This window comes from Caldanaerovirga acetigignens (assembly GCF_900142995.1).
GTDB classification, from domain to species: domain Bacteria; phylum Bacillota; class Thermosediminibacteria; order Thermosediminibacterales; family Thermosediminibacteraceae; genus Fervidicola; species Fervidicola acetigignens.
Genome location: NZ_FRCR01000001.1, coordinates 162,527 through 185,263, shown reverse-complemented (window position 1 = coordinate 185,263; position 22,737 = coordinate 162,527). Strand labels below are relative to the sequence as shown.

The 22,737-nt window shown below is 43.0% G+C and carries 26 protein-coding genes; 2 read left to right on the top strand and 24 right to left on the bottom strand.

Annotated elements, in window-relative coordinates:
* Nucleotides 1-78: 78 nt before the first annotated feature.
* Entirely contained in the window at nt 79-1,338 is a 1,260-nt protein-coding gene (gene ylbJ, locus BUB66_RS00990) for a sporulation integral membrane protein YlbJ (protein WP_073253300.1), read from the top strand.
* A 2-nt stretch (nt 1,339-1,340) separates the two neighbouring features.
* Here the strand turns inward: ylbJ and BUB66_RS00985 are convergent, their stop codons facing one another.
* From BUB66_RS00985 to BUB66_RS00950, 7 genes are all read right to left on the bottom strand, one after another.
* The gene (locus BUB66_RS00985) at nt 1,341-1,787 is read right to left on the bottom strand and encodes an ATP synthase subunit B family protein (RefSeq protein ID WP_073253298.1); all 447 of its coding nucleotides are present in this window, start codon (nt 1,785-1,787) and stop codon (nt 1,341-1,343) included.
* Between the two features lie 25 nt (nt 1,788-1,812).
* Nucleotides 1,813-2,298 (bottom strand): pantetheine-phosphate adenylyltransferase, encoded by a 486-nt coding sequence (coaD, locus tag BUB66_RS00980; RefSeq protein WP_073253296.1) that lies wholly within the window; start codon nt 2,296-2,298, stop codon nt 1,813-1,815.
* A gap of 1 nt (nt 2,299) precedes the next feature.
* Nucleotides 2,300-2,854 (bottom strand): 16S rRNA (guanine(966)-N(2))-methyltransferase RsmD, encoded by a 555-nt coding sequence (gene rsmD, locus BUB66_RS00975; protein ID WP_244269697.1) that lies wholly within the window; start codon nt 2,852-2,854, stop codon nt 2,300-2,302.
* A 243-nt stretch (nt 2,855-3,097) separates the two neighbouring features.
* On the bottom strand, nt 3,098-3,322 hold the full coding sequence (locus tag BUB66_RS00965) for an alpha/beta-type small acid-soluble spore protein (RefSeq protein WP_073253290.1): 225 nt from the start codon (nt 3,320-3,322) through the stop codon (nt 3,098-3,100).
* 126 nt (nt 3,323-3,448) lie between these two features.
* A complete protein-coding gene (gene recG / locus BUB66_RS00960) occupies nt 3,449-5,479 on the bottom strand; it encodes an ATP-dependent DNA helicase RecG (RefSeq protein ID WP_244269696.1) in 2,031 nt (676 codons plus the stop codon).
* A gap of 12 nt (nt 5,480-5,491) precedes the next feature.
* On the bottom strand, nt 5,492-7,138 hold the full coding sequence (locus tag BUB66_RS00955) for a DAK2 domain-containing protein (RefSeq protein ID WP_073253288.1): 1,647 nt from the start codon (nt 7,136-7,138) through the stop codon (nt 5,492-5,494).
* Between the two features lie 21 nt (nt 7,139-7,159).
* Nucleotides 7,160-7,516 carry an Asp23/Gls24 family envelope stress response protein gene (locus BUB66_RS00950; protein WP_066354183.1) on the bottom strand — a complete coding sequence of 119 codons (357 nt, stop codon included), beginning with the start codon at nt 7,514-7,516 and terminating at the stop codon, nt 7,160-7,162.
* A gap of 153 nt (nt 7,517-7,669) precedes the next feature.
* Here BUB66_RS00950 and rpmB point away from each other — a divergent pair, with 153 nt between their 5' ends.
* On the top strand, nt 7,670-7,858 hold the full coding sequence (rpmB, locus tag BUB66_RS00945; RefSeq protein ID WP_066354179.1) for a 50S ribosomal protein L28: 189 nt from the start codon (nt 7,670-7,672) through the stop codon (nt 7,856-7,858).
* Nucleotides 7,859-7,885: 27 nt separating this feature from the next.
* On the opposite strand, the gene spoVM is transcribed toward rpmB, so the two are convergent.
* The 17 genes from spoVM to BUB66_RS00870 all read right to left on the bottom strand — a co-directional run bounded on the left by spoVM (nt 7,886) and on the right by BUB66_RS00870 (nt 22,732).
* Nucleotides 7,886-7,978, bottom strand: a complete 93-nt coding sequence (gene spoVM / locus BUB66_RS11970; protein WP_143156169.1) for a stage V sporulation protein SpoVM — start codon at nt 7,976-7,978, stop codon at nt 7,886-7,888.
* 15 nt (nt 7,979-7,993) lie between these two features.
* A complete protein-coding gene (locus BUB66_RS12200; RefSeq protein ID WP_188092860.1) occupies nt 7,994-8,152 on the bottom strand; it encodes a hypothetical protein in 159 nt (52 codons plus the stop codon).
* 76 nt (nt 8,153-8,228) lie between these two features.
* On the bottom strand, nt 8,229-8,885 hold the full coding sequence (gene rpe, locus BUB66_RS00940; RefSeq protein WP_073253286.1) for a ribulose-phosphate 3-epimerase: 657 nt from the start codon (nt 8,883-8,885) through the stop codon (nt 8,229-8,231).
* A gap of 13 nt (nt 8,886-8,898) precedes the next feature.
* Nucleotides 8,899-10,755: a Stk1 family PASTA domain-containing Ser/Thr kinase gene (gene pknB, locus BUB66_RS00935; RefSeq protein WP_073253284.1), complete on the bottom strand. Its 1,857-nt coding sequence runs from the start codon at nt 10,753-10,755 to the stop codon at nt 8,899-8,901.
* A gap of 20 nt (nt 10,756-10,775) precedes the next feature.
* Nucleotides 10,776-11,510, bottom strand: coding sequence for a Stp1/IreP family PP2C-type Ser/Thr phosphatase (locus tag BUB66_RS00930; RefSeq protein WP_073253283.1), 735 nt, complete (start codon nt 11,508-11,510; stop codon nt 10,776-10,778).
* A complete protein-coding gene (rlmN, locus tag BUB66_RS00925) occupies nt 11,507-12,547 on the bottom strand; it encodes a dual-specificity RNA methyltransferase RlmN (protein ID WP_073253280.1) in 1,041 nt (346 codons plus the stop codon). The genes BUB66_RS00930 and rlmN overlap by 4 nt, the downstream gene beginning before the upstream one ends.
* A 14-nt stretch (nt 12,548-12,561) precedes the next feature.
* Nucleotides 12,562-13,908 (bottom strand): 16S rRNA (cytosine(967)-C(5))-methyltransferase RsmB, encoded by a 1,347-nt coding sequence (rsmB, locus tag BUB66_RS00920; RefSeq protein ID WP_073253278.1) that lies wholly within the window; start codon nt 13,906-13,908, stop codon nt 12,562-12,564.
* A 5-nt stretch (nt 13,909-13,913) separates the two neighbouring features.
* Nucleotides 13,914-14,687 carry a DUF116 domain-containing protein gene (locus BUB66_RS00915; protein WP_073253275.1) on the bottom strand — a complete coding sequence of 258 codons (774 nt, stop codon included), beginning with the start codon at nt 14,685-14,687 and terminating at the stop codon, nt 13,914-13,916.
* Nucleotides 14,632-15,618, bottom strand: coding sequence for a methionyl-tRNA formyltransferase (gene fmt, locus BUB66_RS00910; RefSeq protein ID WP_073253272.1), 987 nt, complete (start codon nt 15,616-15,618; stop codon nt 14,632-14,634). Before fmt ends, BUB66_RS00915 begins: the two co-directional genes overlap by 56 nt.
* Nucleotides 15,619-15,620: 2 nt before the next feature.
* Nucleotides 15,621-16,088 (bottom strand): peptide deformylase, encoded by a 468-nt coding sequence (def, locus tag BUB66_RS00905; RefSeq protein WP_066354159.1) that lies wholly within the window; start codon nt 16,086-16,088, stop codon nt 15,621-15,623.
* Nucleotides 16,089-16,102: 14 nt separating this feature from the next.
* Nucleotides 16,103-18,301 carry a replication restart helicase PriA gene (gene priA / locus BUB66_RS00900; RefSeq protein ID WP_084098513.1) on the bottom strand — a complete coding sequence of 733 codons (2,199 nt, stop codon included), beginning with the start codon at nt 18,299-18,301 and terminating at the stop codon, nt 16,103-16,105.
* Between the two features lie 20 nt (nt 18,302-18,321).
* Complete coding sequence (gene coaBC / locus BUB66_RS00895) at nt 18,322-19,527, bottom strand: bifunctional phosphopantothenoylcysteine decarboxylase/phosphopantothenate--cysteine ligase CoaBC (protein WP_073253269.1); 1,206 nt, start codon at nt 19,525-19,527, stop codon at nt 18,322-18,324.
* Nucleotides 19,528-19,538: 11 nt separating this feature from the next.
* On the bottom strand, nt 19,539-19,745 hold the full coding sequence (rpoZ, locus tag BUB66_RS00890; RefSeq protein ID WP_073253266.1) for a DNA-directed RNA polymerase subunit omega: 207 nt from the start codon (nt 19,743-19,745) through the stop codon (nt 19,539-19,541).
* Nucleotides 19,742-20,362, bottom strand: a complete 621-nt coding sequence (gene gmk / locus BUB66_RS00885) for a guanylate kinase (RefSeq protein ID WP_073253263.1) — start codon at nt 20,360-20,362, stop codon at nt 19,742-19,744. The genes rpoZ and gmk overlap by 4 nt, the downstream gene beginning before the upstream one ends.
* 13 nt (nt 20,363-20,375) lie before the next feature.
* On the bottom strand, nt 20,376-20,645 hold the full coding sequence (remA, locus tag BUB66_RS00880; protein ID WP_066354141.1) for an extracellular matrix/biofilm regulator RemA: 270 nt from the start codon (nt 20,643-20,645) through the stop codon (nt 20,376-20,378).
* A gap of 20 nt (nt 20,646-20,665) precedes the next feature.
* Nucleotides 20,666-21,538 (bottom strand): YicC/YloC family endoribonuclease, encoded by an 873-nt coding sequence (locus BUB66_RS00875; RefSeq protein ID WP_073253260.1) that lies wholly within the window; start codon nt 21,536-21,538, stop codon nt 20,666-20,668.
* A gap of 30 nt (nt 21,539-21,568) precedes the next feature.
* Nucleotides 21,569-22,732, bottom strand: a complete 1,164-nt coding sequence (locus tag BUB66_RS00870; protein ID WP_084098510.1) for an LL-diaminopimelate aminotransferase — start codon at nt 22,730-22,732, stop codon at nt 21,569-21,571.
* Between the last annotated feature and the right edge of the window lie 5 nt (nt 22,733-22,737).

Below are 22,737 nucleotides of genomic sequence, written 5' to 3'. Positions count from 1 at the left end.
TATGCTTATTTCCGAAAATATATATAAGATAGATTTGAAAAAAGATGGATTGCAAGAAACATATTAGGAGGCCTAAAAATGAGATTAAGAATTCCCCAAAGCAAAGTAGCCAAGTTGAGTCAGATGATCCTTCCTGCCGTTGCAGTCATGATAACAATTGCGATAATTCGCTTCCCTCAAGAGGCTTTTCAAGCGGCTTTCGAAGGATTAGACGTGTGGTTCAACATCGTTCTTCCAGCTCTGCTCCCATTTTTTATAGGCTCCCAGTTGCTCATGGGGCTAGGAGTCGTCCATTTTATGGGAGTTTTCCTTGAACCTCTAATGCGGCCCCTTTTCAATGTCCCCGGCGCAGGTTCTTTCGTTATGGCCATGGGGCTCGCAAGCGGGTATCCTCTAGGAGCGATGCTTACAGCAAAACTGGTAAAAAGGCGGCTTTGCAATTCTCGGGAAGCCGAACGTCTGGTATCATTCAGCAATACCGCCGATCCTCTTTTTATGGTTGGAGCAGTAGCAGTGGGGATGTTTAAGGACGTCCGCGTAGGATCGGTCATAGCTTTATCCCATTACATTTCAGCATTTCTCGTAGGTATCATAATGCGCTTTTATTCCCCGAAATCAGAAAAAACTCCACAGATGGCATCCGAAAGAAAGAGCGAAAGCATAGTGTTGAAGGCCACCCGAGAGCTTTTGAGGGCCCGCAAGGAAGATGCAAGACCGTTAGGCCAACTTTTGGGCGATTGCATTAAGGATTCTATAAATTCCCTATTGCTCATCCTCGGTTTTATCATCCTCTTTTCTGTCGTTATCAGAATAATAACAGTTGCCGGGTTTGTAAACATGCTAATTCCTGCAGTTAATATATTGTTGAAGCTCTTCGGCCTTGATGAAAATTTATCTCCTGCTGTAATCAGCGGTATTTTTGAAATAACTTTGGGGACCAAACTCGCAAGTTCTGCCGATGCACCTTTTATTCAAAGAGTCATTGTCGCCAGCGCCATAATAGCCTGGAGTGGTATATCGGTACATTTCCAAGTAATGAGCATGTTGAGCAACACCGATGTGAAAATCTTTCCTTACATAATGGCAAGAGCCTTACACGCTCTTTTAGCCGGCTTTGTAACTTACATTATTATGACAATTCCCATTGAAGGTTTCGCCTCGTGGTCCATGCCTGTCTTCGCCATAGCTCCTGCAAGAAATTCTGAAAGCTGGCTGAACATTTTCGCCGTTTCAAGTCAGGTATTTATGTTCCTCTTTAGCTTGTTTGTTTTATTCTCAATAATACTTTATCTCATTAAAGGTTTTGAAATAATAACGTTTAAGGTCATAAAAAAATAGACTCAGATCCTTTGGTTTAACTCTTCTCGTCCCTCTCTGACTGAAGTTAAAATTTTCTCGAGGTACTTCTCCAATTGCGCCAGCACTTCGTCGGCATATTTGTTCGCTCCCACCCTTATTTCTCTTGCTGCCTTTTTAGAAGCAGCTAAAATTTCCTCCGACTTTTCGCGAGCTATTTTGACTATCTCGTTTTGATCTACCATTTTTTCGATATGTTCTTTTGCCTCTTTTATTATCATTTCTCCCTCTTTCTGAGCTTCAACCAAAATTCGCTGCCTTTCTTCAACAATTTTTTTTGCCTTTTTTATGTCTTCAGGCAAGGCTTTTACCATCTCATCCAACAAAGTCAAAATTTTTTCCTGGTCTATTATCACCTTGTTTGAAAAGGGAATTCTTGAACCTTCGTTTATCAGATTTTGCAATCTTTCTATGTAATCGTAAAAATCCATCAGCCCAACCCTCCAAAATAAATAATTAACCTTTTCTTGTAAACTTTTCCCTTAATTTTTCCTCTACTGCAGGGGGCACCAGGTCTTTTACACATCCTCCGAAGCTTGCAACTTCCCTCACTATGCTCGAACTCAGAAAGGAATATTTCGTACTGGTCATAATGAAGACAGTTTCTATATCTTTATAAAGTTTCTTGTTCATCAAAGCCATTTGTAGTTCGTACTCAAAATCAGAAACCGCCCTCAATCCCTTTATTATAATTTTAGCATTTCTCTTTCGGGCAAAATCTACGAGCAACCCGCTAAAATGATCCACTTCCACATTGTCCAGGTGACTTACCGCACCTTTTATCATTTCTATTCGTTCTTCTACCGTGAATAGTGATTTTTTGTTCGGGTTTTTTAAAACAGCGACTATGAGCCGGTCAAAAATCTTTGAACCTCTCTCGATAATATCTAGATGGCCGTTAGTGATGGGGTCAAAACTCCCAGGATATATGGCAACGGACATTTTACTTCACTCCTGTAAAAAAAGATAACTTTGTAATGCCATACTTTTTTTCTTTGTAACATATCAATCCAAGCGGTACCTTTATACTCTCCGATACGGAATGCTGAACGACTATAATAAAAGCCGGACTTACAAGTTTTGAGTAGGATAAAATTTCCAGACATTTAGACGCATATCCCTTGTTATATGGAGGGTCTAGAAAGATTATATCATACATCGCATTTATACTTTCGAGTTTTCTCATTCCCTTTAAAAAATCGGATTTTATTATCATGCCTTTTTCAGAAATTCCCAAGTTATTTAGATTTTCTTTTATCACCCTGCATGCAAAACCGCTCTTTTCAATAAAGGCCGCTTTTTCCGCTCCACGGCTTAAAGCCTCTATTCCAACGCTTCCTGTGCCGGCAAAAATATCTAAAAAACTGCAGTTTAATATTCTTTCGCCCAAAATGTTGAAAAGAGATTCCCTCACAATATCGGATGTTGGCCTTGTTTTTTCTCCAGGAAGGGATTTAATTCTCCTTCCCCTAAACATTCCACCTGTTATCCTCATCATTATAATTTTCACCCTTTAATAGGCCTAGTATTATTCTAACATATTCATCGGTTATTTCAACAAAATACGTATAAAACAGTTTAAAAATGATAAAAATATAATTGAAAAATAAAATCCCCATAAGCTCTTCCTCCGGTTTCTCCTCTCCCAGCGCCGGCGCAAAAAGCGCCGGCTTCAAATTTTTTTAAGAACAAAGAAAGAACAGGCTCTAATTTTGTAGAGCCTGCTCTTTAGCTATATCGTTTAGTGAGTGGTCTGGCCACCACTTATTCGCTTTTCATAATCCTCAATCATCTTGCGCACCATATGACCACCGACAGCACCGCAATCCCTTGCAGAGTAGTTTCCCCAGTACCCATCGGGAGGAGCGGTAATTCCTACTTCGCGCGCCACTTCAGCTTTGAATTGTTCCATTGCCTTGTAAGCTTCGGGAACTACAAGTTTATTTCTCTTTTGTCCAAGACCCATTTTGCTCACCTCCTTTGTCTTTCTACTCTTAATATAACCTGAGTTAAAGTCCAAAATACTAGAACTATCTGCCTGAAAAACCAACACATGTATAAATAAATTACTTATTTTTCTAATTATTATTTTTTAAATAATTTTTAACTTTTCTTTTAATTCCTTTCGAATCCCTGCAAAATCTGGAGCCGACAGCAGCCTCTTTTCTATTATTTCGGTCGCTAGAGATTTCGTAGTTTCTAGAATTCGAATGTCTCTTATAAGAGGAACAAACTTAAATTCCGGCATTCCATGTTGTCTTACTCCTAGGAATTCCCCTGGCCCCCTTATTTCCAGGTCTTTCTGAGCTATTTCAAAACCATTATGGCTCTTCATCATGAAATTTAACCTTGCCCTTACGCTTCTGTCTTTAGAACCGGTTATGAAAATGCAGTAAGATTTAAGATTACTCCTCCCTACCCTTCCCCGAAGCTGATGGAGCTGTGCAAGTCCAAAACGTTCCGCATTTTCGACAACCATAACAGTAGCCGAAGGCACATCAACCCCCACTTCAATAACTGTTGTAGCAACTAGAACATCAATCTGCCTTGCGCAGAACTTTTGCATAACGTTTTCTTTTTCTTCAGCCTTCATTTTTCCGTGCAAGATGCCTATGTTAAGATGGGGGAATTTTTCTTTCAATTCCTCGCCAATTTCATCTACGCTAGCAATTCCCAATTCGCTTTCTTCTACTGCTGGACATACTACATAAGCCTGATGGCCTTTTTTAACTTCCGCTTCCACGAACTTGTACACCTTATACCTCATGCTATCATCTACCACAAAAGTTTCCACCTTTTGGCGGCCTTCCGGTATGGTATCTATTATCGAAATATCCAAATCCGAATAAATGGTAAGCGCCAGCGTCCTCGGAATTGGTGTAGCGCTCATTACAATGACATCAGGGTAATACCCCTTCTTGACTAAAGATTCCCTCTGCCTCACACCGAAACGATGCTGTTCATCGGTTATTACCATCCCTAGTCGATAAAATTTTATATCATCCTGGATTATAGCATGAGTTCCTACAATAACCTTTACAGAACCGCTTTCGAGTCCTTCCAAAACTTTCTTTTTTTCAGTCTTGGGCATATCACCTTTTAAAACTTCCACTCTTATTCCCAAGGGTTCTAAATATCTTTTCAACGTGATACAGTGTTGTATTGCAAGGATTTCTGTCGGCACCATGAAAGCACCTTGGTAGCCGTTTTTTGCCGCAAGGTAAAGGGCTACAGTCGCAACTACAGTTTTGCCCGAGCCTACATCCCCCTGGATTAGGCGGTTCATTACGCGTTCGCTTTTCAAATCCGAGATTATATCAGTCACAACTTTTTCCTGGCCTTTGGTCAAGGAAAAAGGCAGGTTTTTCAAAAAAGGCGTTATATCCAGATTCACGTATTTATTTTTTCTTTTCTCGCCCATTATATGCCTTTTTGTCACCATCATTGCGAGTTGAAATATAAGGAGTTCTTCGAAAGCCAATCTTTCTTGAGCTCTCCTTAATTTTTCCCAACTTTCTGGAAAATGGATATTTTTCAGTGCATCCAATTTCGGCATAAGATTGAACTTTTTCAAAACGTCCAAAGGCAAAACTTCATCTATTATTAAATTATGCTGGAAGACATTTTTTACTATTCTCCTTAGAATCTTTTGCGTAAGACCTTTTGTAAGGGGATATACAGGACATATTTTCGTATAGTCCGAACTTTCGATTTCGTCAAACCTCTGCCACTCGGGGTTTGTGATTTCGTACTCCCCAAAATTTTTCTTTATTTTCCCCACCAAAATAAGCTTGTCTCCGGGTTTGAAGGCATCCTTCATGTACGGTTGATTAAAAAAAACGGCAAAGCCTTTTCGCTTGCCATCCGTCACTGGTATTTTCACTATTTTCATTCCCGAGCGGGTAGCCACCTCATGGCCTTTTTCCGTAACTATGCAGGGGAAAGCAGACAAGTTCTCTCTGCCAACCCCTTGATCAAAATTTATCGGCGTAAGGTCAAGATAGCGCCTCGGCAACAAATAAAGAAGGTCGAAAATCGTACTAACGCCAAGAGAGCGAAGCAGTTTTGCTCTAGAAGGTCCAACTCCTTTTATGTATTGGATCTCTTTTGTTAAATCCAACATCCTCACCTCTGACTATTCAAGAGAAATGATATAGTAGTAAAAACACTGGCCGCCCATGTAAATTTCAACCTCAAAATCCGGATAACTTTCTGCAACTTTTCTTGCAATTTCTTCGGCTTCCTTCTGAGTTACTCCTTCTCCGTAATAGAAAGTTAGCATTCCTGATTGCTTTTTTTTTGCCATTTTTTGCACCAATTCTTCGAGAACCTTGCGCCTATTGCTTCCAATTACTACCAGTTCACCGTCCATTATACCGAGTATGTCACCCTCTTTTATTGCAGTGCCGTTCCACTTCGAATCCCTAGCCGCGAAGGTGACCTCACCGGTTATTACATTTTTCAGAGAATCGCTCATCCTTTTTATATTTTCTTCAGGACCAGAGTTCGGGTCGTACGCCAAAAGGGCTGAAATCCCCTGTGGAATTGACTTAGTAGGCACTACGTAAACTTTTTTGCTGGTTAAATTTTTAACTTGCTCTGCAGTTAGAATAATATTCTTGTTGTTGGGAAGGATTATAATGTTGGGAGATTTTTGCTCCTCCACTGCTGCTAAAATTTTCTCGATGCTCGGGTTCATGCTCTGGCCGCCTTCGATAATAACACCGGCCCCAATGCTTTTAAATATCTCTTTCAATCCTTCTCCAGAAACCACTGCTATTATTTCGGTATCCTTAACTCCCACAGCGTCGTCATGATCAGCATTCTGATTTGTGGAAGTTCTCACGAATTCTTCATGCTGCAATTTCATATTTTCTATTTTCACTTTCGTAAGTTCTCCCCACCTGAGAGCCTTTTCTAAAACGTCGCCGGGATGATTTGTATGCACGTGGATTTTTATTACATTGTTCATCCCCGTAATCAAAAGTGAATCTCCAAGGACTGAAATTTGAGATTTTAAGTCTTCCAAATCTACCACGGGTTTTTCTGCTTGCAAAATTAATTCAGTACAGTATATATATTCTAAATCCTCCACATTCAAACGTTCTTGTTCTTTTTCCGTTTCTAATATTAATTCTTCTTCATATTCCTCTAGCGTGTTTGGACTTTTCAAAACTTGCAAAAAACCTTCCATCAAAATTATTAAACCTTTTCCACCGGCGTCTACAACCCCTGCCTCTTTCAAAATCGGCAGCATTTCGGGGGTTTTGTCGAGTACTTTTTTGGCGTGCTCTATTGTCTTTTCCAAATTATTCACTATGTCCATCGATTTTTTCGTCTCAAGCAGCATCTGTTCCGCCGCTTCTCTCGCCACCGTAAGAATAGTCCCTTCCACAGGCCTTAAAACCGCTTTATAGGCTTCCTCAACGCCTTTTTTTAAAGCAGCCGCGAATTCCTTCGAATTTAATGAATTTTTGCCTTCAGCCACACCAGCAGCAAATCCCCTGAGCAATTGGGACAAAATTACCCCCGAATTTCCTCTTGCTCCCATTAATGCACCCCACGCAGCAGCATCTACGATACGTTTTAGATCGTTGCTTTTTATTTTTGCCGCCTCTGCCACCGCTTGTTCCATTGTTAATGACATGTTAGTTCCGGTATCTCCATCCGGCACCGGATAAACATTGAGAGAATTTACTAACTTTTTATTTCGTTCCAACAGTCGCGCAGAGTATGTGAGTGCTTTCCTAAACAATGTACCATCAATATTTTCCAGCGACAATTAGACAACCTCCCCCATGGACTATTTCACTCGCACGCTTTGAACAAAAACGTTAACTTTATCTGGCGCAAAGCCTAGAAATCTCTTTAATGAATAATGAACTTTTTCAATTACGTTATTAGCTACTTCGCTTATCTTTGTTCCGTACTGGACAGCAATGTAAAGGTCGATAATCAATTCGTCTTCCGTTACCTTGACTTCCACGCCTTTCCCCAAATTTTCCTTGCCCAGAAGATCTACAATACCGTCACTAACCTTTCTTGAAACCATACCGACTAAACCGTAGCTTTCTATCGCCGCATTGCCAGCGAGGACGGCTATTACTTCCTTAGAAATGTGTATACTCCCAAGGGAGTTTTTAATAATATTTTTCACCATCCAGCCTCCCTTTATTTAATAAACATTCTATTCACAGATTCATTATAATATATTTTAAGCTCTTATTCCAGGTTTATTGCACAAGACCTGTTCGATGTGATAAAATTAGTTTGTATTTTTTAAATGACAGTTTAAAAGGCAGGAGGTGGAACCATGGCCAAATGCGAGATTTGCGGGAAAGTGCCAAGGACAGGAATGCAGGTGAGCCATTCCAACATCCATACTAAGAGGACCTGGTCGCCTAATATTCAGAGAGTAAGAGCCCTCGTGGACGGAGTGCCAAAGCGAATTAAAGTATGCACACGCTGCTTGCGTTCTGGAAAAGTAAAAAGAGCAGAATAAAAAAGCGTGCCGACAAGCACGCTCTTTTTATTCCTCATTATCCCGGGAAAAAATGCTCAATACTTTTCTTACTATTTTCCCTAAACTTTTAGGTAGTTTAAACACGTAAATTTTAACCATCCGCCCTGCCCCCTTTCACCAGTTTTGTTGGTACATTAAAAGACCAAACCATATTAAAAAAACACCTACAGCCAGCATCCAAATCCAATAAGGTAGGCGGGTGATAAGAATAACAGAACCTGTAAAAGCCGCTATAATGCCGAGTATTTTTTTAACATTTATCCGTTGTCCCACCGGATCACCCCCGCGGCAGAATCCTTCATGAGATATTTATATTCCAATCGGATAGCTTTTGATACAAAAAAACCCCCTATACGTGGGGTAAATTTTTAAGCTGGCGGATGACGCAAGCGGGGTCTTGAGCATTGTAAATAGCAGATCCGGCGACGAGGACGTCCGCTCCGGCTTTGACGATTTCTCGCGCATTTTTTTCATTTATTCCACCATCCACCTGAATTAGCACGTCAAGATTTTTCGCTACTATTTTGTCCTTTAGTTTATTTATTTTGTTCAACATTCCCTTGATAAAAGTTTGACCGCCAAACCCTGGATTCACAGTCATTATCAATACCATATAAATCTCTTCCAGTATATAATCTAATGCGCTCAAAGGGGTTGACGGGTTTAAAGCTACCGCAGGTAAAGCCCCTTTTTCTTTAATAGTTTGAATTAATCGGTGTATATGAATAGTCGATTCTACGTGGACGGTTAAGATATCAGCCCCTGCTTTTATAAAATCGTCTACGTACCTCTCAGGACTAGTTATCATCAAATGGACATCGAAAGGGAGTGAGCTCTTTTTTCGCAAACAACATATCACCGGGGGCCCTATTGTTATATTGGGGACGAAATGACCGTCCATAACGTCTATGTGCAATAAGTCTGCCCCTGCTTCTTCCACTTTTTGCACTTCGTCGTAAAGTCTACTGAAATCAGCAGACAATATAGATGGTGCAACCTTTATCATCGCGACATCAACCTCACAAATTTTCTTCGGAATAAAGCATATCGTCTATCCATATCCTAACCTTGATAGAACCCACACCTTCTATTGGAACTACAAGTGGGCTATCTTCCGGGGTATGTCTTTTGTTATAAACCACCCTGGTTCCCAATTCATCGGTAATCTCGATTTTTACTGTAAACTCCGGCGGCTGTGCTGGAAGCAGAATAGAAATGTTGACTCTTTTCACTTCCGGAGGACCGCTGCTTACAATAAGATTTACCGATGATCCCTCTTCAACTTCTGCTCCGGGCTTCGGATTTTGATCTATAACCGTGTTCTTCTTTGCGTCGGAAGACTTAAAATCAACGCTGCCCAGATTTAATTTGTTTTTTTCAAGCTCCTTCTTTGCCTCCTCCAAATCTTTCCCTATGAGAAGCGGCATGTTTATTTTTTTCTCCCTTGGTCCCAAGCTTACCACGTAGCTGATTTCGGTACCTTCAAGGACTTGTAGCCCTTCTCTCGGATTTTGGTCAATCACTATTCCTTCAGGATACTCGTCCGAATACTCTTCTTTCCTTTCCCCCACTTTGAATTTATTGCTTTCAATGAGATTTATAGCGTCTATTTCAGTAAGTCCGATTAACCTTGGAACTCCCAGCGTTTTTGGTCCTTTGCTGACGACTAGTCCTATTGGAGGATGGTTGATTTTTACAACGGTGCCGCCTTTCGGCTCCTGGTCGATTACCTGCCCCGCAGGCTCATCAGAAAAGACTCTGTCTATCACTTCGGCTTTCAGACCTTTCTCCTGTAGCTTTCTTATTGCCTCCTCCTCACTATGGCCTATTACATTCGGCACCATCACTTCAGGAACGTAGAAATACTTGCGCGCTATCACCATTCCCAAATACGAAAAAGCCGCAAACAGAGTTACGAGCAGCAGAGCAATAGCAAGTCCCCTCAAAAATTTCGGACTTCTTTTTCGTCCTTTTTCTTTGCTTTTTAAAGTGGGTTCCTTGATCGAATCGAGGACCATGGTTTTTTCAAGTTCCGATGGCTTGAAGTTCAACACTTCCAAATTTTTTTCGACTTTCGCAAGTTCTCTTTTTAGTTCCGATGCTTTTTGGAATCTTTCATCCGGCGATTTTGAAATGCATTTCATTACGATCTGTTCCAGAGCCGGAGGAAACCCCGGTATCAATTGAGAAATGGGTTTTGGTTCTTCCTGAATATGCTTTAACGCAACAGCCACGGGGCTGTCGCCGTCAAAAGGCACGCGGCCTGTCAGGGCTTCGTAAAGAAGTACTCCCAGTGAATAAATGTCACTCCTTTCATCGACAAAACCTCCCCTTGCCTGTTCCGGCGAAAGGTAATGTGCCGAACCTATAAGCCCTCCGGTATTGGTTATCGTAGAACCCGTGGAGGCCCTTGCTATGCCGAAATCCGTTACCTTTACCATTCCTTCGGGAGTAATTATTATGTTATGTGGTTTTATATCCCGGTGAACTATTTTATTTTTGTGGGCGCATTCAAGCGCATCACAAATCTGCTTTGCTATTTCTATTACCTTTGAAGGCAGGAGAGGTGCTCCTTCCCTTATCAGCTCCTTTAAGGTCTTACCTTCCACGTATTCCATCACAATAAAATAAATTCCGTCTTCCTGGCCGACATCGTATATATTCACTATATTCGGATGCGAAAGGCTGGCTGCTGCCTGGGCTTCCCTCCGGAACCTCATGACAAAATTTTCGTCGTGGGAGTATTCGGGCCTCAAAACTTTTATAGCAACAATCCTGTTCAGGAGGGTGCACCTGGCCTTATAAACTACAGCCATTCCTCCCCCGCCTATTTCTTCCAAAACGACATACCTGTTTCCTAACGTTTTTCCTATCATAATCTATCACTTCTCCATAATTAGTCAACAAGTATGAGCTCCACGGTAATATTGTCGTGACCGCCCAGGTTGTTTGCGGCCTGTACCAGTCTCTCGGCGGCCGCCTCAATACTATCAGCATTCAAAATTATCTCTCTTATTTTTTCGTCGTCTAACATGTTTGTCAAGCCATCACTACAAAGCAGAAAAATATCTCCACTTTTATACTCGTAATCATATACATCCACGTCTACTTTCTCATCCACTCCCAATGCCCTAGTTATGATATTTCGCATTGGATGGCATTTTATTTCTTGAGCCGTAAGTCGACCTTCTTCCATAAGCTGCCATACTAATGAGTGGTCTTTAGTCAACTGACGCAAATGATCGCCCCGCAACATGTAAGCGCGGCTATCTCCTACATGGCCTATGTAAACCCTGCCTTGATTAAAAAGAGCAAGTGTAGCAGTAGTTCCCATTCCCGCCAATTGCTCCGATTGGAGAGACATTGTATAAATTTTCTCGTTTGCGGCCTTAAACGCCTCTTTAATCAGCAATACCACATCTTCTTGGAAAGATTTAGCATAGTATTTACTTTTGATAAAAGAAGAAATTTCTTCCACCGCCAATCGACTTGCCACTTCTCCGGCATTATGACCTCCCATGCCGTCCGCCACTATGAAAAGCAACAGTTCATTCATATTTTCCGGAATATAAAAGGCATCCTCGTTGTTAGGCCTTACCCTGCCCCTGTCACTTTTAGCGCAATGAATCATTTTTTCACCTCATTGAGAAAGCTTCTCCGCAGTTGACCGCAGGCAGCCTCGATGTCGGCTCCCGTTTCCTTTCTTACAGTAACCGAAATGCCGTAATTCTTCAAAATTTCTTCAAAGAGCTTGATGCGTTCATGCGCACTTCTTTCAAAAACCCTTTCTCTTACAGGGTTCAGCGGTATAAGATTTACATGGCATAGAATACCTTTTAACAAACGCGCGAGTTTCACCGCACACTCCTTGGAATCGTTGATGCCGGATATCATGGTGTATTCGAAGGTTATGCGTCTTTTAGTTTTTATTATATAATATTTGCACGCATCTAACAATTCCATTATCGGGTATCGGCGATTTATCGGAACTAGCCTGTCCCTTAATTCATCAAAAGGAGCGTGGAGCGACACCGAAAGCGTGATAGGCAGCTTTTCTTCCGCAAGACGCTTTATCCCAGGTACTATCCCGCAAGTAGAAACGCTCACCCTCCTGTAGCTTATGTTGAAAGTTAATTCTGAGTTTATTATCCGCAAAAACTTTATTAGCTCATCGTAGTTTAGAAGCGGTTCACCGCTACCCATAACTACTACGTGGCTTATCCTTTTTCTTATGTCTTCCTGAATTACAAGCACCTGGTCAACCATTTCTCCAGCAGTTAAGTTCCTCCTAAAACCTCCTATGGTGGAAGCACAAAAAGCACAACCCATGGGACATCCGACCTGGCTTGAAACGCATACGGTAACACCGTAGTCGTGCTCCATCTTTACACTCTCGATAACTTCGCCGTCTTGGAGCAAAAGGAGGTATTTTACAGTTTCGTCCTTTTGCGACTCGAACTTCCGGTGGATTTTTATCTTGCCCACATAACAAATCTCTTTTAACTTTACAGCAAGGCTTTTTGGTATATCGGTCATTTTGTCGAAATCCTCGACCCCTTTATAAATCCATCGAAAAATCTGACGTGCCCTGTAAGCAGGTTCGCCTAAAGGCCTTAAAAAATCCTGAAGCTCTTCTACGGTCATCCCTTTTAGGTCTGTCCTTTGCATAAAAAACTACCCCTTTATTGTCTTCTTATCAGCCTCGCGATAAAAAACCCGTCCAGTCCATGTACATTCGGATATATTTGTATATATCCATACGGTTCTTTTAACTCGCCGGAAAGGGCCTTCGGTAGAAACGGTCTTATGTCGTCCGGTTCAAAATCCCGGTTTTCCTGCAGGAATTTCTCTATGACCTTTTCGTTTTCCTCCGGCTCTATGCTGCAGGTGCTGTAAACTATAGCGCCGCCCGGCTTTACGTACTTAGAAGAAGCACTTAAAAGTTCGAACTGCTCCCTTTTCAAATTGACAACATCCTCCGGCTTTTTTGTCCATTTTATATCCGGCTTTCTTCTAATTACTCCCAGTCCGCTGCATGGTGCATCCACCAGCACCTTGTCGAACTGCACGAAACTTTTCGTATCAGGGATTTTCGCATCCCGTACTTCAGGATGAACTATCGTGACGCCCAACCTGCGGCAAGTTTCTTTCAAAAGTTCAATTCTGTGGGGATGAAGGTCCCATGCGTGTATTCTTCCCGTATTCTTCATGAGCTGTGCAATGTGGGTCGTCTTCCCTCCGGGAGCTGCCGCCACGTCCAGCACTCTTTCCTCGCCTTTCGCCCCCAAGACCCTTGCCACCAGCATCGAGCTTTCATCTTGGGGCTGAAAATAACCTCTTTTAAAACTTTCAAGGCGGGTCAACGGCGGTCCGTCTTCGATGTAAAGGGCTTCCTCGAGGAAAAGCCCGGAGCTCCATTTTACGCCTTCTTTATTCAAAAGACTTTTTAAATCGTCTTTTTTTATCTTTAATTCGTTGACCCGCACACATAACTTTGGCTTTTCATTGAATGCACTAAGCAAGGACTCGGTAAAATCAAATCCGAAAAGCTCAATCCATCTTCGGACCATCCACTCTGGAAAGGAATAATAGATGGAAAGATATCTTACCGGCTCTTTTGCCGGCTCAGGATAATCTATGACGTCTTTATTTCTTATAACGTTTCTTAAAATGCCGTTGACGAAACCCGCCGCCCTTTTGCCGAAAGATTTTGCCACATTCACCGACTCATTGACAGCGGCGTAATCGGGGATTTTGTCCAGAAACAATATTTGATAAAGACCTACCCTCAAGCTATTCAACACAACGGGATGTATGCTGCTTATCTTTACCTTCGAAAACTTTGAAAGCACGTAGTCAAGCCTCACCCTGTATTTTACTACACCATACACCAGTTCTGTAATGAGAGCTCTGTCCTCCTTTTCGATTTCTGGAGTCAAATGCCGGTTTAAAGCAAGATTTGAGTAGGACCCTTTCTCCACCTCAGTGAGTATTTTCACGGCAATTGCACGAGGACTTTTATTTTTCATCTATTTTACTCCCTTTCCCTTCCAATGAGAAAAAAATCCAGGGCTTCTTCGACCTTTTTAACATCCACCCTTGTATTTACGCATGGTCCTTCCGGCCTTATATTTAATATGCCCAAAACCGGAATCGGATTTGTGTCAAGAATTCCTTCGGAAAGATCCCTCTCGCAGGCGATGGCGACAATTGCTTTCGGCCTGAAATCCATCACTATCTTTCTCGCCAGCGTACCGCCGGTGACCACAGCCAATCTTACCCCTTTTTTTTCGGCAAGGGCAACAAGCTTTTCTATGTCGCACCTTCCGCAACGCCTGCAATTCGACACATCGGCCGTAATTTTATATGGGCAATCCCACCGCTGGAGGCAGTGGGGTGCCAATACCAGGATATCCTCCGGTTTTATTTTGTAATTCTTGGTTTTTACCAGATTATTGTTTACTTCTATATAGGAACTTTTTATTATATCCTTAGGAATGTGAAGCAACTTCCCCAAAGCAATAGTGATAGGAAAAAGCAAGTTCAAGGAAAAATTTATCAGTCTTTCCAGTCCAAAAAAGCCTTTTACGTGCCACAAAGTCAGCACCGTCGCTGCAAGGCCTAGGCTCAGAACAACAATAAGTACAGCCAATCCCAACAAAACCGCAAGTAACATCCACTTGTAAAAGTGGGTAAACTTATTTAGATAAATTGCCACACCTGCCGTCGCCAAAGCAGATAAAATAGCAATACTAACCAGAAGTAGACTTATATATATCCTTTTTTTTGTCTTCCTTATTTCTATCATCAGAAAAAAACTCTCCCTCGGCTATCGAATGTCCCCGCAAATATTCGGCGGCAGACATCCTTTTCTTTCCCGCTTCCTGCAGCTCGGCAATCAACAAAACTCCATCGCCGGTTCCTACTAATATTCCGCGTTCTTTATCGATTCCCAATACCCTCCCCGGCTCCCCGCTTTCTCCCGTAGCGTAAATTTCAGCCCTCCAGATTTTCAGCTCCACACCCCTCATGAATGTAAAAGCTCCGGGCCAAGGCTGCATCCCCCGTATCAGATCGTAAATGGCTTTGGTGGTGTTTTTCCAGTCAATTCTCGCATCCTCCTTCTTTAAAACCGGAGCGTACGTCGCTTCAGCATGGTTCTGCGGCACTCTGATTATATCGTTGGCTTTAATTTTTTCAAGGGTTTCCAGAAGAAGTTCACTGCCAACTTTTGACAGCACTTCGGACAGCTCTACGGCAGACCATTTGTGGTCAATTGCTACCTCTTTTTGGAGAAAGATATCGCCTGTGTCCATGCCTTCGTCCATCCACATAGTGGTAACTCCAGTTTTTTCCTCTCCACTTATAATAGCCCATTGAATCGGGGCCGCTCCCCTGTATTTTGGTAGAAGCGAGGCATGCACATTGATGCAACCTATAGATGGAATGCGAAGCACCGAAGGCGGCAAGATCTGACCATAAGCTACTACCACAAATAGCTCGGGTGCAAGAGATTCTAGCACTTTCACGAATGACTCGTCTCTTATTTTTTCGGGCTGGTACACCCTTATTCCGTACTTTTCTGCTTTCACCTTGACCGGAGGAGGGGTAAGGGTGCGCTTTCTCCCCTTCGGCCTGTCGGGCTGAGTCACCACCGCAAGCACATCGTAGCCATGTTCGATGAGAGCCTCGAGGGAAGGCAGAGCAAAGTCTGGAGTGCCCATAAAGACTATTTTCATAATCATCCCTCTTCGCTATCTTCTTCGATTATCCTTTGTGCCCTGTCTATAAAGAGTATGCCATCCAAGTGGTCTATCTCGTGGCAGAGCGCCCTTGCCAACAAGTCCTCTCCCTCAAGTTCTATGAATTCTCCCTTGGAATTTTGAGCCCTGACCTTTACCTTTTTTGGCCTTGCCACTTCTCCTGTAATTCCGGGGATACTCAGGCATCCCTCGACGCCCACCACCTCTCCCTCCTCGGCTATTATTTCAGGGTTTACAAGCTCTATCAGTCCTTCTCCCACATCTATCACAACAACCCTTTTTAATATACCAACCTGAGGAGCTGCAAGCCCTACGCCGTTGGCCCATTTCATCGTTTCCGCCATGTCTTCAATCAGCTCTTTTAGCTTCTCATCGAATACGGTTACCTTCTTGGATTTTTTCCGCAAAACTTCGTCTCCCAACTGACGTATTTTCCTGATAGCCATCTTCCAACCTCCGTTCACATCAAATCTTGAGGGTCCATATCCCAGCTCAGGTAAACTTTTCTGTCAAAGCCCTTCAAATTTTTCAAGATATCTCCTGCTTTTATTAAGCTTTCCTGCTTACTGCTTTTCAGCAAAATGTTGTACCGGAAGTTGTCTTTCACTTTAAACCGCGGTGCGGGAATGGGCCCTAGTATTTTTGTCTGCGGCACTTTTTCTTCAAGAATTTTTTTGACTTTAAACGCCGCCGCCTCAACTTTAGCAAGATCAGTGCCAGTAAAAGTCAGGTTCATCAAATAATAAAAAGGCGGATATTCAAACTTCTTTCTATTGAAGAGCTCCTCTTTGTAGAAATCTTTGAATTTATATTGGCAGGCAGCTTTTATAGCCAAAGATTCGGGACAATACGTCTGCACTATCACTTTTCCTGGGATATCGCCTCTGCCGGCTCTGCCGGCCACCTGACTTATAAGCTGGAAGGTCCTTTCTCCTGCTCGAAAGTCAGGCAGGTTAAGGGTAACATCGGCTGCAACAATGCCGACCAGCGACACCCGCGGGAAATCAAGGCCTTTTGCTATGGACTGGGTGCCCACCATAACCTGGGCTTTACCCAATTTAAATTCCCAGAGCATTTTTTCAAGCGCACCTTTTCTGGAGGTAGAATCGGCGTCAACCCTAATCACCTTGACCCCGGGGTAACGGCTTTTGATTTCCTGCTCCACCTTTTCAGTCCCTGCTCCGAAGTAACGGATATTGCGGCTGTCGCATTTCGGACAGATATCCGGAGCGTCTACTTGAAATCCACAGTAATGACATTTCCCCTTTTTGTCACTTATATGATACGTGAGGGAAATATCGCAGTGGGGACATTTCAGTACATAACCGCAATCTCTGCAAAGTACAAAGGTGGAATGTCCCCTCCGGTTGAGAAAAAGGATCACCTGTTCACCGCGGGATAGAGCAGAATCCATCTCCGAGCACAGCTTACTGCTGAAAATGTGCTTGTTTCCGGATTTCAGTTCTTCCCTCATGTCTACGATTTCTACGGGGGGAAGCGGTTTTCCCGTCACCCGCCGGGTCAATTTTAAAAGAGCGAACTCTCCTTTTATGGCCTTGTAAAAGGATTCTACCGAAGGCGTTGCGCTGCCATAAACCACGGCCGCCCCCTGAATCTCCGCGCGGAACCGCACAACCTGCCTGGCATCGTAAAAAGGGAATTCCATTTGCTTGTAGGAAGATTCGTGTTCTTCATCGACGATTATCAGCCCTAAATCCCTGATTGGCGCGAAAACCGCCGACCTTGCACCGATGGTAATATCGGCATCTCCTTTATAAACTCTGTACCACTCCCGGAACCTTTCTCCATCGGAAAGCCTGCTGTGGAGAACGGCCACTTTTCCCGGAAACCTTTCGTGAAACCTTTCCGTCATTTGAGGCGTTAGAGATATTTCAGGCACCAGCACCAGCGCCTTTTTGCCTTTTGCAAGCACATTTTCTATAGCCTTAATATATACCTCAGTTTTTCCGCTACCCGTTATCCCAAAAAGAAGCACCGGTTTTTTTTCTTCTTCCATGTTTCGTTTTATTTCATTCAGAGCTTTTGCCTGTTCAAACGTTAACCTTGGAAAAGCAGATTTCGGGCTATCTTCCCGAAATGAGGGATTTTCGATTTTTACCCTGAATTCTCTTTTTACGAACCCTTTTTTCATCAAAGACGAAAGGGCCCCTTTAACCTTCGAATGGGGTAAATCCAGTATTCTCGAAATATCTTCCGAAGTAATCGAACCCGCATCCCTTATAACGCGGAAGACCTCCTTTTGAATTTCTGACCTGAAGCTTTCGACCTTCCAAGCTTCCGCTATAGAATATAAAGACTCCTTTGGCAGACCGACATCCGGAGGCAACATTAGCTTTAAAAAGTCTATAATATTTGCTGCATAATACTTCGCCAGACATCCAGCCAGTTCCAGCATAAATGGCGGCAGAACAAACCGTTCATCCACCGCCGAAATTTCTTTCAAACAAAAATCGCAATTTGCGTCTTCTTTTTTCAAAAAGCGTAAAACCACCCCGTCAATGGTTTTGTTGTTGAAAGGGACCCTTACCCTGCTACCCACCTGTATCTTCTCTTTTAATTGTTCGGGAACTATGTAATAATACTCGCCTTTTATGGCAGGGTGCTTTGCGTCAACAGCAACCTCCGCCAGCTCGTTCAAAAGAATCCCTCCAGCAAAAATCAATTTTTTAGAAGTTTTACCACTCTGTCCAGAATGACATTGGCCAGTTCTTTTTTGGTCATTTTGGGAATTTCTTCAGCAGAACCATCCTTGTAATATATCCTGACGATATTTGTGTCAACTTCAAAACCCGCCCCTTCTGCAGTCACATCATTGACGACGATAAGATCGAGATTTTTCTTGTTGAGTTTTTCCATGGCGTTTTCCTTAATTTCGTCCGTCTCGGCGGCAAAACCCACAAGAAGCTGCTTTTGTTTTTTTTCCCCCAACTCCTTTAAAATATCTGGATTTTTTTCCAGTTGGAGGGTCATTTCAGTCGCACTATCATTCTTTTTTATCTTGTGCTCCGAATAACTTTTCGGCCTGAAGTCCGAAACGGCCGCCGCTTTTATTACCACATCGCTCCAGTAAAAATATTTTAGAATACATTCCCGCATTTCCAGGGCCGTATTGATTCTGATGTACTTATAAAGTCCTGATGGTCGCGGAAGGCAGGTGGGTCCAGAAATAAGTATAACCTCACCACCGCGTTCCACAGCAGCCTCCGCCAGTGCGTAACCCATTTTGCCGGAAGAGCGGTTTGAAATAAACCTCACCGGGTCGATGGGTTCTCTGGTTGGGCCAGCGGTAATGAGGATTTTTTTATTTTGAAGGTCACCGCAAACTCCAGCCAGTCTTTCTATAACATTTAATATTTTTTCAGGCTCAGGGAACCTACCTTTCCCTGAATAACCGCAAGCCAAAAAGCCTTCATCGGGTTCCATCACGTAAAAACCTTTTTCCTTAAGGAAGCTTATGTTTTCCTGGGTGATCGGGTTCATGTACATATTTACGTTCATAGCCGGCACCACCAAAACTTTCGCCCGGGTTGCCAGGACCGAAGCAGTCAACATATCATCGGCGATGCCGACTGCCATTTTTGCAATTACATTGGCTGTGGCCGGAGCGATTACGAAAAGGTCCGCCCTGTCGGCAAGGGAGACGTGCTCCACTTCCCAGCGAACTGGTTTTTCAAACATGTCGGTAACAACGGGATTACCGGAAAGCACCTGAAAAGTCAAAGGTGTGACGAATTCCTTGGCAGAGCTGGTCATTACGACTTGAACCTCGGCTCCCCTTTTTTTTAAAAGCCTCACCAACTCTGCAGCTTTGTAAGCCGCTATACTACCCGTCACACCCAACACGACGAATTTATCCTGTAACATAATCTTTCCACCTACTTATTTCCGGAAAGAGGAGGTTCTATTTTTATCTTCCCCGAGTCTAACTCAAAAAGGGCAATGGAAACCGGCTTTGTGGTCTTTACGTCCACAAGTTTAGGCGAACCTTCAACGAGCTGCCTTGCACGCTTTGCCGCTGCTACAACGAGCACATACTTGCTCTCGTATTTGCTGGTTAACGAATCTATAGACGGATACATCATATTTTGCACCCCTCCTTGCATACCAACTCCAACAGCTCTTTATTTCTTTCGACTTTACACCTTTCAGCTATAATTATCGACTCTAACTTTTTTACAGCTTCCTCAAGAACATCGTTTACAACCGCATAATCGTAGTCGTACATGGCTTTCAGTTCTTCTTCGGCACTTTTTACCCTTAGGTCAAAAGACTCCTTGCTTTCGCTTCCCCGTTTTATTATTCGATTTTTCAATTCTTCAATGTCGGGCGGCAAAATGAATATAAAAATAGCATCGGGGCAATTTTCCTTCACCTTTCTTGCCCCTTGAATGTCTATCTCCAAAATGACATCTTTGCCCTGTTTCAAATGTTCCTCTACGAATTTTTTGGGAGTTCCGTAATAATTATTGTAAACTTTGGCCCACTCCAGGAACTCGCCCTTTTCCACCATTTTTTTGAAATTTTCTTCATCGGTGAAGTAGTAACTGACACCGTTTACTTCGCCGGGCCTTGGTGGCCTAGTCGTCACGGAAACCGAAAGCACAAGTTCAGGCCTTCTCTTCAGTAAATAACTGCACAAAGTCCCCTTACCAGCTCCCGAAGGCCCGGACAGCACTATTAACATCCCTTTCTTTGACATGATGATTTCTCTCCTATATTTCCTCTACTTCTTCTTCAATATCTTTGTTGTTCAGCCGGTTAGCAACAGTTTCCGGCTGTACGGCAGATAGGATCACATGATCACTGTCTGTTATTATGACCGCACGGGTGCGCCTTCCGTAGGTCGCGTCTATCAGCATACCCCTGTCGCGGGCTTCCTGGATTATGCGCTTTATAGGAGCAGATTCTGGACTTACAATTGCAATGATTCTGTTTGCAGAAACTATGTTTCCGAATCCTATGTTTACAAGTTTTATTTCCACAACATTCCCTCCTGATAAAATTATTCAATATTCTGCAGTTGTTCCCTTATTTTCTCAAGTTCGCTTTTTATTTCAATTATTTCTCTCGTTATATTGTAGTCCGCGGATTTAGACGCAATGGTATTGGCTTCCCTGAAAATTTCTTGAGCCAAAAAATCCATTTTTTTGCCTGAGGCTCCCTCTGCATCCCCCATATTTTTAAATTGGGCAATGTGACTTTCTATCCTCACTAGTTCCTCGCTAATATCGGACCTCTCTGCGAAAATCACAACTTCAGCTTCCAATCTCTCTTCGTTCAGCTCCAAGCCTTCTTTTATCTTTTTCACTTTTTGCTGGAGCTTCTTGCGATATTCTTCGATCATTACATCAGACCTTATCTTTATGTTTCTGACCCTCTCCATGATGACATCGAGTCTGGACGAAATATCCCGCCATAGATTATTCCCTTCCTTAGTCCTCATCTCAATAAGGTTATCCACCGCTTCTTCGAGCGCCTTTTTAAGTTCTGGCCACAGTTCTTCTTCCTCAGGAAACTGCTGTTCGACTACGAATAAATCCGGCATCACGGAAAGCAAAGAAAGGGTTACCGGTCCCTCGAAGCCCACCTCTTCCTTCAATTCCACCAACTTTTTATAATAGCTCGCCACTGCCTGTTTGTCAATTTTTATGTCTACAGGCAACGTTTCTGAAGAACAGTTTACGAAAACATCGATTCGCCCCCGACTTATGCGCTCCCTAATATAGTTCCTTATCTTCTCTTCCAGAAAAAACCACTGGCGGGGCAATTTCACGTATATTTCCAAAAAGCGGTGATTTATCGATTTCAGTTCGACTTCCCAGGTAATTTTGCCGCAGCTTTTTCCGCGCCCATAGCCGGTCATGCTTCTTATCATAATAACCAACCCTTCAAAAAACCTTCAAAATCAAAAGCTCAAGCTTTCTTTAATCCGCCTCATGGCCTCCTCCAGCCTTTCATCTGGCGTCGTAAGCGAAATTCTCACGTAGCCCTCACCGTAATCTCCGTAACCGACTCCCGGCGTTACGACCACCGCCGCCTTTTCAATGAGCATCTCCGCAAAGGATTGAGATGTATAACCCTCAGGAACCGGCACCCAAACGTAAAACGTTCCCTTCGGAGGTTCTACCTCAAGGCCTATCCCCTTTAGAGTTTCGACTACCAGGTTACGCCTTTTTTCAAACACAGACAGCATTTCATTTACGCTGTCCTGCGGCCCTAAAAGCGCTTCAATGCCGGCTTTTTGAATTGCGGTAAATTGCCCCGAGTCTATATTTGTCTTAATAATTCCCAATGCGGATATTATATCTTTGTTGCCGACCGCATATCCAATTCTCCAGCCGGTCATGCGGTAAGGTTTTGAAAGAGAACCGAATTCTACACCAATATCCATTGCGCCTTTTACGGAAAGCAAGCTAGGGGCCTTGTAGCCGTCGAAAGTAATATCAACATAAGCGCTGTCGTGGCAAATTATTATATCGTAAGTTTTTGCAAATTCCACGGCTTCTTCGAAGAATTTCTCATCCGCCACGGCAGCAGTAGGATTGTTCGGATAGCAAAGAAACATCAGCTTCGCCTTCTTTGCCACTTCCGTATCTATCTTTGAAAAATCGGGAAGGAAATTGTTTTCTTTCAGCAAAGGCATCGGATAAGGTATGCCACCCGCGAATAAAGTAGCGGTTTTATAGACGGGGTATCCTGGATCTGGGATTAGAGCGTAATCTCCGGGATCGATAAAAGCGAAAAATATATGAGCAATACCTTCTTTTGAACCTATAAGGGCCATTACTTCGGATTGAGGGTCTAGTTCCACGCTGAATCTCCTTTTATAATATGTAGCTACTGCTTCTCTGAACTCCAGCGATCCTTCGTAAGCCGGATATTTATGACATTCAGGATCATTTGCCGCTCTTTCAAGGGCCTTTACGATATGGGGCGGTGTGGGCAAATCGGGATCACCCACTCCCAAACTTATTACGTCTACTCCTTTCTTCTTGAGTTCGGCTATTTTTTTGTCTATCTGAGCAAAAAGATAAGGCGGTATTTTTTTTATGCGCTCTGCAATTCTCAAATTCA

Coding starts and splice junctions, on each gene's coding strand:
- rlmN (WP_073253280.1), bottom strand. CDS start 12,547: ATGCAAAGGACAGACCTAAAAGGGATGACCGTAGAAGAGCTTCAGGAT.
- rpoZ (WP_073253266.1), bottom strand. CDS start 19,745: ATGATGTATCCGTCTATAGATTCGTTAACCAGCAAATACGAGAGCAAG.
- rpmB (WP_066354179.1), top strand. CDS start 7,670: ATGGCCAAATGCGAGATTTGCGGGAAAGTGCCAAGGACAGGAATGCAG.
- BUB66_RS00930 (WP_073253283.1), bottom strand. CDS start 11,510: ATGATTCATTGCGCTAAAAGTGACAGGGGCAGGGTAAGGCCTAACAAC.
- spoVM (WP_143156169.1), bottom strand. CDS start 7,978: ATGGTTAAAATTTACGTGTTTAAACTACCTAAAAGTTTAGGGAAAATA.
- rsmD (WP_244269697.1), bottom strand. CDS start 2,854: ATGATGAGGATAACAGGTGGAATGTTTAGGGGAAGGAGAATTAAATCC.
- ylbJ (WP_073253300.1), top strand. CDS start 79: ATGAGATTAAGAATTCCCCAAAGCAAAGTAGCCAAGTTGAGTCAGATG.
- BUB66_RS00875 (WP_073253260.1), bottom strand. CDS start 21,538: ATGATAAGAAGCATGACCGGCTATGGGCGCGGAAAAAGCTGCGGCAAA.
- BUB66_RS00950 (WP_066354183.1), bottom strand. CDS start 7,516: ATGGTGAAAAATATTATTAAAAACTCCCTTGGGAGTATACACATTTCT.
- coaBC (WP_073253269.1), bottom strand. CDS start 19,527: ATGTTACAGGATAAATTCGTCGTGTTGGGTGTGACGGGTAGTATAGCG.
- BUB66_RS00965 (WP_073253290.1), bottom strand. CDS start 3,322: ATGGGTCTTGGACAAAAGAGAAATAAACTTGTAGTTCCCGAAGCTTAC.
- BUB66_RS00915 (WP_073253275.1), bottom strand. CDS start 14,687: ATGATAGAAATAAGGAAGACAAAAAAAAGGATATATATAAGTCTACTT.
- def (WP_066354159.1), bottom strand. CDS start 16,088: ATGGCTATCAGGAAAATACGTCAGTTGGGAGACGAAGTTTTGCGGAAA.
- coaD (WP_073253296.1), bottom strand. CDS start 2,298: ATGTCCGTTGCCATATATCCTGGGAGTTTTGACCCCATCACTAACGGC.
- rpe (WP_073253286.1), bottom strand. CDS start 8,885: ATGATAAAGGTTGCACCATCTATATTGTCTGCTGATTTCAGTAGACTT.
- recG (WP_244269696.1), bottom strand. CDS start 5,479: ATGTTGGATTTAACAAAAGAGATCCAATACATAAAAGGAGTTGGACCT.
- fmt (WP_073253272.1), bottom strand. CDS start 15,618: ATGAAAATAGTCTTTATGGGCACTCCAGACTTTGCTCTGCCTTCCCTC.
- rsmB (WP_073253278.1), bottom strand. CDS start 13,908: ATGAAAAATAAAAGTCCTCGTGCAATTGCCGTGAAAATACTCACTGAG.
- gmk (WP_073253263.1), bottom strand. CDS start 20,362: ATGTCAAAGAAAGGGATGTTAATAGTGCTGTCCGGGCCTTCGGGAGCT.
- pknB (WP_073253284.1), bottom strand. CDS start 10,755: ATGATAGGAAAAACGTTAGGAAACAGGTATGTCGTTTTGGAAGAAATA.
- BUB66_RS00985 (WP_073253298.1), bottom strand. CDS start 1,787: ATGGATTTTTACGATTACATAGAAAGATTGCAAAATCTGATAAACGAA.